The sequence below is a fragment of the Stieleria magnilauensis genome, assembly GCA_007753675.1.
Taxonomy (GTDB): domain Bacteria; phylum Planctomycetota; class Planctomycetia; order Pirellulales; family Pirellulaceae; genus Stieleria; species Stieleria magnilauensis.
In genome coordinates, this window is the sequence record CP036432.1 from 1,249,263 (window position 1) to 1,265,501 (window position 16,239).

Consider the following 16,239-nt stretch of genomic DNA (forward strand, 5'->3'; position numbering starts at 1 on the left):
AATACCGTCAACCTTTCAAAGACACCACCGAATCGCATGACCGTCATGAAGTTCACACAAAACCATTCAAAACGAAAGCGATCGAAGCGGCTCCCGATCACGGCGACGGTTGTGTGCTCGTTGCTCAGTTGCGGGCTGGTGATTGTCTCCGCGACCGTGATCGCTCAGGACAACGCCGGTTATTCACAAACCTCTCGTTCCTCGCAAGGTTTCCGGGGCGGTTCGGTCACGATCGATTACGAAGGTTTCACCATTCCCAAGTTTGACATTCTTGTCGCCGCGACGGAGATCGGGCGTTTGGAAGAGGTGAATGTCAAAATTGGAGATCGCGTTACCAAGGGGCAGATCGTTGCCAAATTGGAAGACGGATTGCAAGTCGAAGCGGTGGCGACGGCTCGCTGGCGGGCTCAGATGCATGGTGAAACCGACGCCGCCAAGGCCGAAACGGCGCTGATGAAACTGCGGTTCGAGCAACTGCAATCGTTGGCCGATCAAGACATTGCCCGCCCCGACGAATTGAAACGAGCCTACGCAGACTGGGAGATTGCGAAATCCCGAGAACTAAACGCGGTGGAACAAGACCAGCTTCGAAAACTGGAACTGTCACGCTACGAACTGCAATTGCGGCGACGGAAGGTGCTCGCGCCGATGGATGGAGTGGTCGCCGAACTTTTTCATGCCCCCGGCGAGTACATCACGCCGGCAGACCCGGCCGTGATTCGGCTGGTCGTGCTCGATCAAATCTACGGGGTGTTCAACGTCCCGGTCGAAGAAATCGGCATGATTCAACAGGGCGATCAAGTTCAGGTGTTCATGGTCAGCGCGTCCAAAAGCGTGCGTGGGGAAGTCGCGTCGATGGCACCCGACATTGACGGGGAAAGCGGCACGATCATGGTCAAGGTGTTGTTGGACAACCAGACCGGTGAGCTCCGCGCCGGCGACCGATGCCGGATGAGACCTGCACGGAACCAGACGGCGCAGCAGAAGCGGATCCAATTGCCGGTGACGCGGCGTATCGGTGCAAACGTCCCCTCCGATGTTCCCACCAGCCCGTATGGAGTGTCGCGAACCCGATGAGCGCCAGGCCCCCTATGCTCACCGATGGGTCGGGAAAGACGGCCCCCAACGCACCAGCGTCAGTATCGCCGGATAGCGATGCTGCGCGTCGGGACGCGACACGGGCAGAGTCTGGTTCGTCGGCGGATTGGGCCAAGACGGTGACACTGATCGAAGTGGTCGCGGAGGTCAGCGATCAATCCGAGGCGGTGATGGCATTGGTGCAATGCATCGCCAAGCAATTTCCCGCCAGCAGCGTGCGCTGTGGCATCGGGACGACACGACTGCGCCGGTTCTATGAATCCCGGCTGGGTTGGCTGGGGCCCGCAAGTGAACTTTATCAACACGCAGCCGAAAGCTGGGATGAAGAAGCGTCGCCGGTTCCGACCCGACCCGCCGTCCCAACGGAACTTGCAGCGAAGAACCCACAAAGAGACAGCGACGCGATTCGCTTGAACCTGGATGACGACGTCGGGTTAGGGCGTTGCGTGTTGTGGATCGAGGGTGGGCCGGTGACGGCTGCCGACCGAACTTGGTTGCGACGTGCGTTGCCGGCGCTGCGGGCGATCATTTGGACTCGCAGCGGCGGCGTGGCGGCACAATTGTCGCGATGGCTGGCCCAAAGCGGTTTGAGTACACGGATTTGTGTGGGGTTGGCCGGCTTGGCCGTGCTGCTGCTGGCGATTTGGCCGGTTTCCTATCGCGTTCGTTGCACCACGCTTGTCCGCCCCAAACATTCGCGAATCGTCTCGGCGCCGTTTGACGCGACCTTGTTGTCGACCCACGTGCAACCCGGCGACGCCGTCCAGCGAGGTGATGTCTTGATCTCACTCGATGGTCGTCCGCTCCGCTTGGAACTGGAGACCGTGGAAGCTCAGATCGGACAGGTGCTAAAGGAACGCGACGTCGCGATGGTCGGCGGTCGGGTCGCCGAATCCCAGCAGGCCAAGTTAAAGATCCGAGAGTTAAACCGACAGCGTGACCTGCTGCTGAGTCGATTGGATCGCCTCAACGTGATCAGCCCGATCGATGGCGTCATCGTATTGGGTGATCTGAACCGATCCATCGGCGCTCCATTGGAAACGGGGCAAGCGGTATTGGAGATCGCGCCCCTGAATGAAATGTTGATCGAACTGGAGATCCCCGAGTATGAGATCAGCTATGTCGACAAGGGGACGTTGGCTCGCATCCGGTTGACAGCCGCGGAAGGCGACCCGATTGAACAACCGATTGACGCGGTCTACCCCAGCGCCGAGCTGCGCGATGATCAAAATGTGTTCGTCGCGCACATCAATGTCGACAACCGCGCCGGCACACTGCGTCCGGGAATGCGCGGCGATGCGATCGCGTATGGTCCCGTTCGGCCCTGGCTCTGGTCGATGGTCCGTTCGGGCTGGGAGAAGACCTTGTGGTGGATCGGGTACTGAGACATTTCTATGGACGATCAATCCAGCCATTCGCCCCCCGACGGAGCCACGATTGACCCGTTGTCGGTCATCGTTAAAGTCGATCCGGCGGTGGAATTCTCATCGCGCGGCCAACGCACGCAAACCGTTTACGTTGCCAACGATCGACGAACCGGAAAATTTTATCGTTTCGGCACGCGCGAATATCATGCCGTGACGTTGATGGATGGTGAGCGCACACTCGGCGAAATCTACCGCCAACTTCAGCATGACGGTTTGTTGTGGTCCGAAGTTGACGTGATCGCGTTCGCCAAGGAGTTGACGCAACACCGGTTGGCGGTGGTCGTCACCGCTGCCGACGACGCTCGCGCAACCGGTGAAACGCCGGATCCGCCACCCGGAGTATCCGAGACGGAACCCGGCGCTGCATCGGCCGGAGCCGCGGCAGCCAAGACTGCATCGACACCACCAAAGCGGTGGTTCGGTGTGACGCTGCGGCTGCTCGGCGGGTTGCTGACGCAGCGTTTTCCCCTTGCCGACGGAGACCGGATCGCCGCGAAACTGCTGCCCGGCTTTGGGTTTCTGTTCGGCGTTCCCGCGATGATCGTCTGGGCGGTGCTGGTGGGGGCTGGAGTCGGCGTGGTGTGGTCCAACGCCGACGCCTTCTCCGCCGAGGTGCGACGCGTCTTTGACCAACAATTGTGGTTGGTCCTGGCGGTCTTGTGGTGCGTGTTGAAAGTCGTTCACGAATGTGGACATGCGGTGTGTGCGAAATACCACGGTGTTCGCGTCGGACGGATGGGGATCATGTTTTTCCTGTTCGCACCACTGGCCTATGTGGACGTGACCGACGCATGGAAACTGGTGCGACGCCGTGATCGAGTGCAAATCGCCTTGGCCGGCGTCTACGTGGAACTCGCCATCGGAGCCGCCGCCGCGTTGCTTTGGTGGTTCTGTCCTGTCGGATTCACCAAACATCTCGCCGCACAGGTCTTCTTGGTCGCGGGGCCGGCGACGATTCTGGTCAATGCCAATCCGCTGCTACGGTTGGACGGCTACTATGTGTTAAGCGACTTGTTGGAAATCCCCAATCTTCGTGCACACGGGCGGGCACGATTGGGGGCGATGGTCGAGGCCTTGTTGTTTCGCATCCGGATGCCCGAGAGTCCCTTGGCCGGTTGGCGTAAAGACTTCGCCGCCTTTCATGCATTGTGCTCGGTGGTGTTTCAAATTGTCTGGATGTCGGGTTTGGTGTTTGCCATTGCGACGTGGGCCAAAGGTTTCGGAATCGTGATCGCGATCGTGGCCGCGACGATGTGGGGCGTGTTACCTCTATTGCGATGGATGTTCAAGATTTGGACACTCGAGCCACGCAACCGTTGGGGATTAAATTTCTATCAACGGCGTCTGCTTGGTATTTGTACCCTCGTCTGTCTCGGCGTTCAGTATGCGTCGGTGCAGAGTTCGCCGTTGGCGCGTCGCGTGCCGGTGGTGGTGCAGTTCCAAGACGAACAAATCGCGCGGGCCCCCGTGGATGCGTTCGTCGCGTCCGTCTTTGTACGGTGTGGCGATCGCGTCGAACGAGGAACCTTATTGTTGGAACTGGATCAGCCGGAACTGGTGCTGCAGCGCGATCAGCTGATGGATCAGCGTGACGTCGAGTTGGCCAAGGCGATCCAGCACCGTCAGCGCAGCGAGCTTGCCCTTTCCGAAGTTGCACAGCAGAACGCTGAAAGTTTGGACCGCCGGCTCGCCGAGATTGACCAACAGATCGACAGCATGCGTATCTTGGCGACCCGCAGCGGTAAGATCACCACACCGGCGACGAACCAGCTGCTAGGGCGTTACGTCAAACAGGGCGAAGAACTGCTGCGGGTTTCCGATCCCCAGGAAAAAGAAGTCTTGGCGATCGTCGCCGAAGACACTCTAGAAGCTTACAAGAAGGCGTCCTCGTCCAAGCAAGTCGCTTCGATCCGTCTACGGGGCGGCGTTTCAATCACAGCACCGCTACAGGATTTACAACCTTCCGCCAGCCGGAACCTGCCGCACCCCGCCTTGGCGGCGACGGCGGGAGGTCCATTGGCGGTGCAGATGCTACAGCAATCGGAGTCCAACGAGTTGGTTCATCCCCAGTTGCGTTCCGTGTTGCCCTTGGATCCGTTGACTAGTCTGGCGGTACAATCGGGGCAAATCGGGCGTCTCACCATCCCGGATGATCGCAGTCTGGTCTCGCGGATCTGGGATCACCTGCAGTCGCGTTAGCAATGAACTGTCCAACTCGCCGGCAGGCGAAATGACTGAGTGTTCACTATCATTAACGAATGTGTTCTCGGCGCTGGCCCGGTTGGCCTGCCTGGCGGTCCTGCTGGTGACCGCGGCGACCCTGTTCGCCCGTTGGTTCTGGGTATCGGACCTGCTCGCCAATCTGCGGACCCAACAATTGATCGCCATTGCGGTTGTGATCGCGCTGTCCGCGATCGTCAGGCAGTCTCGCTTGGTGTGGATCGCCGCGGTCTGTTTCATGGTGCACTTCGCTGCCATGTTTGCTCAATGGATTCCCGACCCGATGCCCGCGGCGGGCGTTGAGCCATCGCTGCGCGTGATGACCATGAATGTGTTGACCAGCAACCGGTCGTATCAGCGGGTGTTGGACGAGATCCGCGAGGTCGATCCGGACGTGGTCGCGATTCTAGAACTCAATCGCGGACTGGACGATTTCTTGACGGACCAATTGAGTCCCCGATACCCGCACGCCGTGACGCGTCCCCAAGATCACGGAAATTTTGGAATCGGCGTCTACAGCAAACTGCAATTCGCTCGTTCCGAGGCGTTCGAATTGAACGAGAACATCAAATCGATCGAGGTCGAGTGTCTGGGGTGTCGATTGATCGCGACGCATCCCTTGCCGCCGATGGGCGCTGGTCGGTTTCGTTCGCGCAATGAACACTTGCAGTTGCTTGCGGAACGAATCCAGCGAACGCAAAAACGCGCCCCTGAGCAGCCGATCGTCGTGATGGGCGATTTGAACGTGACGCCCTGGTCACCGCATTTCGGCGCATTCGGTCGACGCTCGGGGCTGCGGCGGGCCAAGCAAGGGCTCGCCGTCACGCCGACCTGGTACGCCGGCGGTTCCAGTTTTCCGATGGGGCTGGTCCTGGATCACATCTTGATCAGCCGGTCGCTCGAATGTGCAAGCTATCGCGTCGGACCGCACATCGGTTCGGATCACCGCAGCGTCAGTGTCGATCTGAGGCGATTGCCTGCTGGGCAGGCGACACGGTAGCGAAGGTCGCGCGATCGGTGTTCGCGACTTATTTTGCGGCGTCGCCGATAACGCCATGTTTGTGACGTACGATTTCACCTTCGACCAGATAGATCGTTTCCTCGGCCAGGTTTTCAGCCAGATCGCCGATGCGTTCGAGGTGTCGCGAGGCGCTGAAGCAATGAAACGCCGGTTCGATCAGCGACGGGTCGGCTTTGATCAACTCCTGTAGATGTTCAATGATCTGGCGGTTATGTTGATCGACCAGGTCATCCATCTTGATGACTTCGACCGCCATCTTCGCATCGTTGGTGACGAACGCATCAAGGGAACGCCGGACCATACGAATGGTGGCATCGACCATTTCGGTCATCTGTTCCGGGACGGTAAACATCGGAAACGCCGACATGGCTTTGGCACGTTCGGCGATGTTGCACGCCGTATCGGCCATGCGTTCCAGTTCTCCGTTGACCTTGACCACCGTGATCAGCCAACGCAGATCGCCCGCCATGGGTTGGTGAAGCGCCAGCAGTTTCAGGCACTCCTCTTCGATTTGTACATCGGTGATGTCAACGCCCTCATCGCTTTCGACGACGCGATCGGCGAAATCCGTTCGGCGTTCGACGAGCGCGCGAACCGCCATTTGGATCATCTGCTCGACGACCGTGAACTGGTTGACCAACTGCTCGCGAAGACTTTCCAGTTCGCGATGGAGGTGTTTTGACATCAAGGTTCTTATCCAAATTTGCCACGGACGTAGTCGTCGGTCTGTTTCTGCTGTGGCCGGGTGAACAGTTGCTCGGTGGGACCGGCTTCAATCAATTTGCCTTCGAAAAAGAACGCCGTTTTATCACTGCAGCGAGAGGCTTGCTGCATATTGTGTGTCACGATCACGATCGTGTACTGGGTTCTCAGTTCAAAGATCAGGTCTTCGATCGCCAACGTACTGGATGGATCCAGTGCGCTACAAGGTTCGTCCATCAAAAGCACTTCCGGCCCCACGGCGATCGCCCGGGCGATGCACAATCGTTGTTGCTGTCCACCGGACAGACCGAGTGCCGGTCCATGCAGCCGATCTTTGACTTCGTCCCAGACCGCGGCTTTTTGCAAGGACCATTCGACCAGTTCGTCCAGTTCGGACTTGGACGTTTTCATGTGCAGTCGCGGACCGAAGGCGACATTGTCATAAATGCTTTTGGGAAACGGATTCGGTTTTTGAAACACGATTCCGACTTTTCGGCGGAGCCCGACGACATCCAATCCGGGGTCCAGGACGTTGATTTCGGCGTGGTCATTAGACGCGTCACCGCTGATCGCAAGCCGCCCCTTGGCACGCGCGCCGGGGACGACATCGTTCATCCGATTGATCCATTTGAGCAGCGTGCTTTTGCCGCAACCGCTGGGACCGATGAACGCGGTCACCTTGTGCTTGGGGATTTCCAGTGACAGGTCGTGGATCGCTTGGAAATCGCCATACCAAGCATTCAGCTTTTCGATGTGAATCAGCGTTTGATCGGGGAGTGCATCGGAATTCTCCTCCGACTCGATCGCTGGCGTTACGCTTGACATGACTTCGCGGGGTTCAAGATTGAGCTTTTTGGACGTGATGACGAATATAGATCGCCGTCGAGTTCAAGAGAAGTAAGATGACCAGCAGGACGATGATGGCGGCGGCAGAAAGTTCCTTGAACTCGTCCTGTTGGCGTCCGGCCCAGTTAAAAATCAGCACCGGCATCGTCACCGCGTCGTCCATCAGGTGTTTGGGACCGCTGCTCTTGGCCACCGCGGCACCCATCACGACCAGAATCGGTGCGGCCTCGCCGATGGCCCGTCCCATCGCCAGAATCGAGCCGGTCATGATGCCGGGTAACGCGGCCGGCAAACAGACATCACGGACGGTCTGCCAGGTCGTTGCCCCCAGGCCCATCGATGCTTCACGCAGCGATGACGGCACCCCGCGGAGCGATTCCTGGGACGAAATGATGATGATCGGCAGAATCACCAGCGCGAGCGTCAGCCCCCCGGATAAAAAGCTTTTGTCGAACGGGAGCCGAAAGTAATACCAGTTTCGCTCGGTGATCGTCCCCCCGATGGCGCCGGCCCGAACCGTTTGACGCCGAATCGCAGGGTCGGAGGGCTTGGGAGTCCCCGGCGTCCAAATCGAGATCTTGATCGGATTGCCATCCGGATCGACGGCTTGGAATGGCTCGTCAAACGTGGTCTGACGCTTGGTGGGATCCGATTGCGGCACAAACACGACGTGTCCCGGTTCCAACGTCAGGACCTGGTAAAAGTGCTTGTATCCCATGATCTCCATGCCCGCCGACTCGTTGACGCGAATCTGGCCGAACACGTTGAACATGTAAACGAACACGGTCAGCCCCAGCAGCCCGTAGACGATCGATGGCACGCCGGCGAGATTGGAGATGTTCAGTTGCACGAATCCATGGATCCACCGCAACAACTTGTTCGTCGGTTGAAACTCTTCCAAAAAGACAGCCGTTCCCACGCCCAGCGGCAATGCGACGACTGCACAGGTGCCACAGACGAACAGCGAACCGAGGATGGCGGGCCACATCCCGCTTCGCTCGATCTCCAATTCGCTGTGGGCCCGCGTCAACAGATCGGTGGACAACCGAGACTGGCCTTGGCTCCAAATTGAAACCATCAAGACGATCAAGATGACCACACTGATCAACGCGATCGCGACACAGAGAAAATAGAACCACAGGCTGAGCCGCTTACGCCGTTTTGCGTTGTCGGTCAAAAATTTTGCGTCCTGGTTGACGATCGCGTCAGGGATGGAGCTCATTGGTACGACTCCTTGAAGCGTCGGCGGATGATTTGGCCGCCCAGGGTCATGAGAAACGTGATCGCGAAAAGCGTCACCGCGACCGCGTAAAGACTGTAGTACTGCACGGTCCCGTATTCACTTTCGCTCTTGATCATCTCCACGATGAACCCGGTCATGGTCTGAGCCTGTTGCGTCGGGTCGAGGGTCATCGTGGGCAGGGTTCCGGCGGCCAATGCGACCACCATGGTTTCACCGATCGCTCGACTGAAGGCGAGTAGGAACGCCGAGATGATGCCGCTGAGCGCCGCGGGGACAACCACTTTGACAGACGTTTCAAACGGGGTGCAACCGAGTCCGTAGGCGCCTTCCCGCAAGCTGCGAGGCACCGCACGCATCGCGTCCTCGGACAGGCTGCACACCATCGGCAGACAGAGGATGCCGACCGCGATCCCCGCGCCGGTTGCATTGAAGGTCGAGAACGCGCCGTCGCTGATCAATTGAAGCGACGGGCTGATGACAAGAATCGCGAAGTAGCCGAGCACGACGGTGGGCACCCCGGCGATGATTTCCAAGGTCGGCTTGAGCCAGGATCGGATTCTCGCCGATGCGAACTCGCTCAGGTAGATCGCGGTGATCAACCCCAGCGGCAACGCGATGATCATCGCGATCAGCGTCACACGGAACGTTCCACTGAGCAGCGGCAGGATGCCAAACTTGGCCTGTGCCAAGTCCTTGCTCTGCAATGCGGTCCACTCGGTGTCGGTGAGAAACCCCGACATCGTGACCGCTTCGCTGCGAAAGAAGCCGGCACTTTGCGTGATCAGCATGTAAATGATGCCGACCGTGATCAGCACGGTTGCCGTGGCGCACAACGCCAGCGAAATCACGATCAGACGTTCCGAGAAAGCACCCGAGCGGGTCGACCGAAACTCGCGATTTTGAAGCGCTTTAGGTAGCGGCATCAGTTCACCCTCTGTTTCGGTTGGCGGAAGAGTCGAACGATGCGGTGTTGTTTTCGACCACGGGTTGTCATCGCTATTGTCGAGACAAAGGACCGCGTCACCACGGGGCTGACGCGGCCAAAACGTCTCTCGTTCTACTTGATCAAGTTTTCCGGCTGATAGATGTCAGCGACCGCACCACTTCGCGAATTGCCTTCGGCATCGATGTAGTGGGTTCCGGCATTCTCTTCGTCCAAGTTTTTCATGCCACGCTGCATGATCTCGTCGGGCAAGCGGACGTAGCCGACGCGTTCACATAGACTCGGCGCGTTTTCTAGGAAGTACGACACAAAGGTAGCAACTTCGGCGCGGGGCAACGAGGCGGTGCTGACGTAGATAAACAACGGGCGGCTGAACGGTGCGTACGCTCCGCTGGCGATGTTTTCCGGCGTCGGCAAGTAGGCTTTCTCGTCCTTGGGGTTGACGATCTTTGCGGCCTTCAGCTTGTCTTTGCTCTCTTCGTAATAGGCCACCCCGAAGAATCCGATCGCGTAAGGGTTTCCGGCGACACCGTTGACCAGGACGTTGTCGTCTTCGCTCAAATTCATGTCGTTTCGAAGCGCGTCCTCGGATTTTCCGATCACGACTTCGCGGAAATAGTCATACGTCCCGCTACCGGTTCCCGGGGCAAAGATCTCGATGGTCTCGTTTGGCCAACTGGGGTCCACATCGCTCCACTTCTTGGCCGCGTCGGGGCCGACAAAGATTTTCTTCAGCTGATCGACCGTCAGGGTATCGACCCAATCATTTTTGGGGTGGATCACGATCGTCAGTCCGTCATAGGCGACGGGGATCTCGATGAATGCGACGCCGTTTTCTTTGCAGGCTTCGAATTCGCCCGGTTTGATCGGACGCGAAGCGTCGGAAATGTCGGTCTCTTTGTCTTGGAACAGTTTGAATCCGTTGCCAGTGCCTTTCCCGTCGACGCTGACCGTGACGTCGGGATACAGCTTGGCGAATTCCTCTTTGACCGCGTTGGCGATCGGTTGCACCGTACTGCTGCCGTTGATTTTGATCGTGCCGGTCAGGTTGGACGCGGCGACCGCGCCGCTCGATTCGGTCGTCGACGTTTCCGTCTTGCTGCCGCATCCGACCATTCCGACCAGCAGACTCGATACTAACGCAAAACAGCCGATCGCTCGTTTCCGATTCAGGGGCATCGGGCGAGAAGTGATTTGGAGGAACATCCCAGCAAAACTCCGCTAAAGATTGGGGGGGAACCCGTGTCGCGATTCAAAAGCCCGCCGATCCCTGAGGGAGCGACAGAGCGTGCCCCGAAGTGGGCCATGCGCGGAAAGATAGCAGCGACTGTCGGAATTGACGACCGTCTAGCGGACGCTACCCGTGTGAAGATTAGATGAACATCGACCACGCCAGACGAATTCCCCAGGAATCGTCGAGTCACGCTCCGTTTTCTACCTGAATGGCGGGCACAAAACGGTCGATTTTCCACACTTTTCTCGTCGCATGTTCACCGCTATTCGGCAATTCATGCCCATCGGAGCAGGGAGGACACTGACGGGCCCCCTATTCGGCGGACTCGCGGACTTTCTCCAGAATCTCCAACAGCACCGAATCGGTTTCGATGCCCTCGGCTTGGGCTTCGAAGTTCAGCAGGACACGGTGTCGCATCGTCGGCAAATAGACGCGGCGAATGTCTTCGAAACTGACGTTGTAACGTCCGGCCAGGATGGCGCGGACTTTCGACGCAAGCGCCAGCGTTTGGGCTCCCCGCGGACTGGCGCCCCAACGCACGTATTGATTGGTGGCATCGACCGAATGGGCGCCGTCGGGATGGGTGGCCAGTGTCAGGCGGACCAGGTAGTCGCGGATTGGAGGCGTCAGTACGACGTCGCGCACCATGGTTTGCATCCCGCGGATCTCGGCCCCATCCATCACCTTATCGATCTGCGGTTTTTCGCCCCGCGTGGTTCGTTCGACGATCGTGTTGAGATCGTCACGGCTGCTGTAGCCGACGACCAACTTGAACAGGAACCGGTCCAGTTGTGCTTCCGGCAGCGGATAGGTGCCTTCTTGTTCGATCGGGTTCTGGGTCGCCAAGACGAAGAACGGTTGTTCCAGTTCGTATCGTGCCCCGGCGGCCGTGACCGTGCCTTCCTGCATCGTTTCCAGCATCGCGGACTGCGTCTTGGGCGTCGCGCGGTTGATTTCGTCGGCGAGCAGAATCTGGGTGAAGACCGGTCCGCGTTGAAATTGAAACTGACGTCGACCGTCTTCGGATTCGACGATCATGTTGGTTCCCAAAATATCTGCCGGCATCAAGTCCGGGGTGAATTGGATTCGATTGAAATCCAAATCCAACACTTCGGACAACGTTCGCACCAGCATCGTTTTGCCCAGCCCCGGCACACCTTCGAGCAAGCAGTGGCCGCCACACAGCATCGCCGTCAACACACCCTGGACGATGTCGTCATGCCCCACGATGACGCGGCCGATCATTTCACGAACTTGTTCATAACGCTCGCGAAAGTGGTCGGCTTTCGCTTGGGTCGATTCGTCAGCGCTGGTCATAAATCACTCAAGAGGAGAAAAACGTTGGTGGAGTCGTCGCCCGGTCGCGTCAACGGTCCCGGGCGCGTCAGTGGAGCAGTCTAACGAATTCAGCGCGGGTGTGTCCGGCTCCAGCCGCCGTTGACTTGAATCGTCTGTCCGTTGCAAAACGTGTTGTCCGGATCGGCGACGAAACACACCGCCCGGGCCACGTCTTCGGGCGTCCCCCAGCGATTCATCAACGATTGCCGCCGAGCCCGGCCGTCCCAGTACGAATCCGTTGTTTCGCCCCACGCTGTTTTGATCCAACCGGGGGCGACCGTGTTGACTCGAATGGTCGGGCCGACCTCTTGCGCGACGCTGTTGGCAAACGCCATCACCGCGGCTTTGACCGGACCGAACATTTGTCCGGCGTCGCCTTCCATGCCCAGGGGCGCTTGGTCCCAACCGATAAACGTCATCGACGGCGGCTGCGCTTCGCTGCCGGAAATGTCTTGACGCCAGCGCCGGATCACTTGGCGGCTCAGATCGATCGTCGCCAGGACATCGGTTTCGATCAGCCGCCGCAGTTTCTCGGCGAACGATTCGTTTTCGAACTCGCCGGTCAGGACGTCTGCACCAGCGTTGTTGACCCAAGTGGTCGGCGGGCCGAGAAAGTCCCAGCTCTCGTCGACCAACCGTTGCCGCTGCTGCGATTGGCAGATGTCGGCTTGAACCAGACAGGTCGTCGCGCCGAGCGCTTGGACCGCAGCGGCCGTTTCTTCTGCGCCGCGCTGGTTCTTGCGGAAATGAATCACCAATTTTGCTGCGGCGGTTTCACGGTCGGCCGAGCGTGCCTCAGAGCGGTGCGATCCGTGTTGTCGCGCCAGTCCGATCGCGATCTGACGACCGATCCCCGAGGAAGCACCGGTCACGACAGCTCGGAAGGGGCACACTTGCATGATTTGGGCGGATCGGACCGGGGATGCTCGAATCGCTTCGATAGGCAAAATTGACGGCGGTGACAGCCCTGTGGAGGGGGTTTGTTCACTGGGCCGTCGGAAGCTAAAAAGTCGCAGTGGCAATTGCTGCCCCTGTCTGTCCGCCACAATGGACGCCAGGACCACGTATTAACGCCAGGCCCTTGTCGTCGCAAGCCCCCGGCGGCTACCCTTTTGGGGCTGCACAAATGCCATAAACTCTTCAAATTGGATCAACGGTGGCCTTCGAGTTACCGTAACGCTTCGGTTGTTGTGAAGAATCAATATCACCCGCCTGGATTACCATCGGAGTGAACATTGTGCGTTTGAGACGCCGAAGAGTGGAACGACCCGCCGAATGATTCGGTCGCTGACTTGAAACGGTCAGCGCGACCGCTGATTCGATTTGTGAACTTGCCTTCAGGGAACTTGCTTGTATGAACGACTCGAAGATGATCGCCCAGGATGAAGTGAAGAAGCAACTTGGCGAACTTGAGCGGAACGCTGAAGTCGACATTGATGCTTCAGAAACGAAGGAGTGGCTTTCGTCGCTCGAATATGTGCTTAAGAGCAAAGGTCATGACCGAGTTCGTTTTCTGCTCGAAAAACTCCGTGACCGCGCCGCCGAGCAAGGCGTCCAAGCGGCCGCCGACACGACCACGCCGTATCTGAACACCATTCCGGTCCATGACGAGCCGGCCTATCCGGGCAACCGTGATTTGGAACGACGCATCAAATCGATCATCCGCTGGAACGCGATGGCGATGGTCGTCGGAGGCAACAAGCGCGGCGGGGGAATCGGCGGTCACATCAGTACCTTTGCCTCCAGCGCGACGCTCTACGAAGTCGCCTTCAATCACTTTTTCAAAGGCCGCGGCGAAGACGGATACAGCGGTGATTCGGTTTACTTCCAAGGCCACGCGTCACCGGGGATGTACTCTCGAGCCTTCCTGGAAGGCCGATTGGGCAAAGAAAAACTGATCAATTTTCGACGCGAACTGGAACCCGAAGGCGGGCTGAGCAGCTACCCGCACCCCTGGTTGATGCCCGATTTTTGGGAGTACCCGACGGTCTCCATGGGGCTGGGACCGATCATGGCGATCTACCAGGCCCGATTCAATGAATACCTGCGCGATCGCGGGATCAAAGACACCAGCGGTCAAAAGGTCTGGGCGTTCCTCGGTGACGGTGAATGCGACGAACCGGAAACACTCGGCGCGATCGGATTGGCCTCGCGAGAAAAGCTGGACAACCTGATCTTCGTCATCAATTGCAATCTGCAACGATTGGACGGACCGGTCCGCGGAAACGGAAAGATCATTCAAGAATTGGAATCGATCTTCCGCGGTGCCGGCTGGAACGTGATCAAAGTCATCTGGGGCGGCGAGTGGGACGAACTGCTCGCCCGCGACACCACCGGATTGCTGGTCAAGCGGATGGGCGAGGTCGTCGATGGTCAGTACCAGAAGTACACCGGGATGCCGGGCAGCTACATTCGCGAACACTTCTTCGGCAAGTACCCCGAACTGCTCAAGCTGGTCGAAAACTACAGCGACGAAAAGCTGGAAAAGATGCGACGCGGCGGGCACGATCCCGAGAAAGTCAATGCGGCCTATCAAAAAGCCGTCAGCCTGCAGAACGGCAAGCCGACCGTCGTGTTGGCCAAGACGATCAAGGGCTATGGTTTGGGCGAAGCCGGCGAAGGTCGCAACGTCGCCCACAACCAGAAAAAACTGAACGAAGCCGAGTTGCTGGAATTCCGATCACGGTTCGGGATTCCGATCAGCGACGATGAAGTCGTCAACACGCCGTTCTACAAGCCGCCGGAAAACAGCCACGAAATCAAGTACCTGCACGAGCGGCGCAAGGCCTTGGGCGGCTACCTGCCCTCTCGCCCGACCGAGCATCCGACGCTGGAAGTTCCGTCGCTGGCCGACATGCAGAAAACGATCAAGCGGCTGGAAAACAAAAGCATCAGCACGACGTTCGCCGTGGTTCAAACGCTGATCGCCCTGTGCCGCGACAAGAAGATTGGCAAATTCATGGTGCCGATCGTTCCGGATGAATCGCGGACGTTTGGGATGGAAGGGATGTTCACCCAATTCGGGATCTACGCCCACGCCGGGCAGCTGTACGAACCGATCGATTCGGCGATTCTGCAGAAATACAAAGAGGCCCAAGACGGCCAGATCTTGGAAGAAGGCATCACCGAGGCGGGGTCGATGGCCAGCTTCAATGCCGCCGGAACCGCCTACAGCTGTCACGGCGTCAACATGATTCCGTTCTTCATCTACTACAGCATGTTCGGTTTCCAACGCATCGGTGACCTGATCTGGGCCGCCGCCGACATGCGAGCCAAGGGATTCCTGGTCGGCGGAACGGCTGGCCGAACCACGCTCAACGGCGAAGGCCTGCAGCACCAGGACGGGCACAGCTTGCTCAACGCGATCGCCTTCCCGACCGTGCGGTCCTACGATCCCGCGTTCGCCTACGAAGCGGTCGTGATCATCCAGGAAGGCTTGCAGAAGATGTACGCCGAGGGTGAGCAGTGCATCTATTACCTGATGAGCGAGAACGAAGAGTACACGCATCCGGAAATGCCCGAAGGATGCGAAGAAGGAATCGTCAAAGGCATTTACAAATACCGCAGCCGAGACGTCGACAAGGCGAAAGCTCGTGTTCAGTTGTTCGGCAGCGGAGCGATTCTCAATAGCGTGCTTGCCGCACAAGAGTTACTGGCCGAAAAATATGGCGTTGCCAGCGACGTTTGGAGTGTGACCAGCTACACGCAACTCCGGCGCGATGCCGCCGCGTGTGACCGCTGGAACATGTTGCACCCCACCGAGACTCCGAAAAAGAGCTACCTGGAAGAGGTGCTCGATGGAGTCGAAGGCCCGTTCATCTCGGCCAGCGACTACGTTCGTGCCTTGGGCGAGCAACTGACGCCTTGGATCCCCGGCGACTACTTTGTCTTGGGGACCGACGGCATGGGCCGTAGCGAAACCCGCGAAGCGCTGCGTCGCCACTTTGAAGTCGACAAAGAATCGATCACGATCGCGACGCTCAGCCGACTTTCCAAGGCCGGCGTCTTTTCACCGAACGACGTCAAACAGGCGATCGATGACCTCGGCTATGACGCAGACAAGCCCGACCCGTATTATGCTTAGTTGATCGTTTTTGATCTGAATTTATCCTTCGACCGAGCGAGGGCACGATGCCTTCGCGCTAGATCTCTCCTATCGCTGATAAT

12 protein-coding genes are annotated in these 16,239 nt (G+C 58.5%); 5 read left to right on the forward strand and 7 right to left on the reverse strand.

Annotated features, from left to right (window positions below):
* Window positions 1-45 precede the first annotated feature (45 nt).
* The 4 genes from TBK1r_RS04550 (at window position 46) to TBK1r_RS04565 (ending at window position 5,745) form a co-directional block, all read left to right on the forward strand.
* Window positions 46-1,077 carry an efflux RND transporter periplasmic adaptor subunit gene (locus TBK1r_RS04550; RefSeq protein WP_419580965.1) on the forward strand — a complete coding sequence of 344 codons (1,032 nt, stop codon included), beginning with the start codon at window positions 46-48 and terminating at the stop codon, window positions 1,075-1,077.
* 140 nt (window positions 1,078-1,217) lie between these two features.
* Window positions 1,218-2,483, forward strand: a complete 1,266-nt coding sequence (locus TBK1r_RS04555) for an efflux RND transporter periplasmic adaptor subunit (RefSeq protein WP_419580966.1) — start codon at window positions 1,218-1,220, stop codon at window positions 2,481-2,483.
* Between the two features lie 9 nt (window positions 2,484-2,492).
* On the forward strand, window positions 2,493-4,724 hold the full coding sequence (locus TBK1r_RS04560; RefSeq protein ID WP_145207729.1) for a site-2 protease family protein: 2,232 nt from the start codon (window positions 2,493-2,495) through the stop codon (window positions 4,722-4,724).
* A gap of 31 nt (window positions 4,725-4,755) precedes the next feature.
* The gene (locus TBK1r_RS04565) at window positions 4,756-5,745 is read left to right on the forward strand and encodes an endonuclease/exonuclease/phosphatase family protein (protein ID WP_419580967.1); all 990 of its coding nucleotides are present in this window, start codon (window positions 4,756-4,758) and stop codon (window positions 5,743-5,745) included.
* Window positions 5,746-5,773: 28 nt separating this feature from the next.
* Here the strand turns inward: TBK1r_RS04565 and phoU are convergent, their stop codons facing one another.
* The 7 genes from phoU to TBK1r_RS04600 all read right to left on the reverse strand — a co-directional run bounded on the left by phoU (window position 5,774) and on the right by TBK1r_RS04600 (window position 12,944).
* The gene (gene phoU / locus TBK1r_RS04570) at window positions 5,774-6,451 is read right to left on the reverse strand and encodes a phosphate signaling complex protein PhoU (RefSeq protein ID WP_419580968.1); all 678 of its coding nucleotides are present in this window, start codon (window positions 6,449-6,451) and stop codon (window positions 5,774-5,776) included.
* Between the two features lie 8 nt (window positions 6,452-6,459).
* Window positions 6,460-7,293 (reverse strand): phosphate ABC transporter ATP-binding protein PstB, encoded by an 834-nt coding sequence (pstB, locus tag TBK1r_RS04575; RefSeq protein ID WP_145207732.1) that lies wholly within the window; start codon window positions 7,291-7,293, stop codon window positions 6,460-6,462.
* 13 nt (window positions 7,294-7,306) lie between these two features.
* On the reverse strand, window positions 7,307-8,536 hold the full coding sequence (locus tag TBK1r_RS04580; protein ID WP_145207733.1) for a PstA family ABC transporter permease: 1,230 nt from the start codon (window positions 8,534-8,536) through the stop codon (window positions 7,307-7,309).
* On the reverse strand, window positions 8,533-9,480 hold the full coding sequence (gene pstC / locus TBK1r_RS04585) for a phosphate ABC transporter permease subunit PstC (protein WP_145207734.1): 948 nt from the start codon (window positions 9,478-9,480) through the stop codon (window positions 8,533-8,535). The genes TBK1r_RS04580 and pstC overlap by 4 nt, the downstream gene beginning before the upstream one ends.
* Before the next feature lie 134 nt (window positions 9,481-9,614).
* Window positions 9,615-10,679 (reverse strand): PstS family phosphate ABC transporter substrate-binding protein, encoded by a 1,065-nt coding sequence (locus TBK1r_RS04590; protein WP_145207735.1) that lies wholly within the window; start codon window positions 10,677-10,679, stop codon window positions 9,615-9,617.
* Between the two features lie 367 nt (window positions 10,680-11,046).
* The gene (locus TBK1r_RS04595) at window positions 11,047-12,051 is read right to left on the reverse strand and encodes an AAA family ATPase (RefSeq protein ID WP_145207736.1); all 1,005 of its coding nucleotides are present in this window, start codon (window positions 12,049-12,051) and stop codon (window positions 11,047-11,049) included.
* Window positions 12,052-12,140: 89 nt separating this feature from the next.
* A complete protein-coding gene (locus TBK1r_RS04600) occupies window positions 12,141-12,944 on the reverse strand; it encodes an SDR family NAD(P)-dependent oxidoreductase (RefSeq protein ID WP_419580969.1) in 804 nt (267 codons plus the stop codon).
* A 482-nt stretch (window positions 12,945-13,426) separates the two neighbouring features.
* On the opposite strand from TBK1r_RS04600, the gene aceE reads away from it, so the two are divergent.
* Entirely contained in the window at window positions 13,427-16,156 is a 2,730-nt protein-coding gene (aceE, locus tag TBK1r_RS04605) for a pyruvate dehydrogenase (acetyl-transferring), homodimeric type (protein WP_145207738.1), read from the forward strand.
* Window positions 16,157-16,239 lie beyond the last annotated feature (83 nt).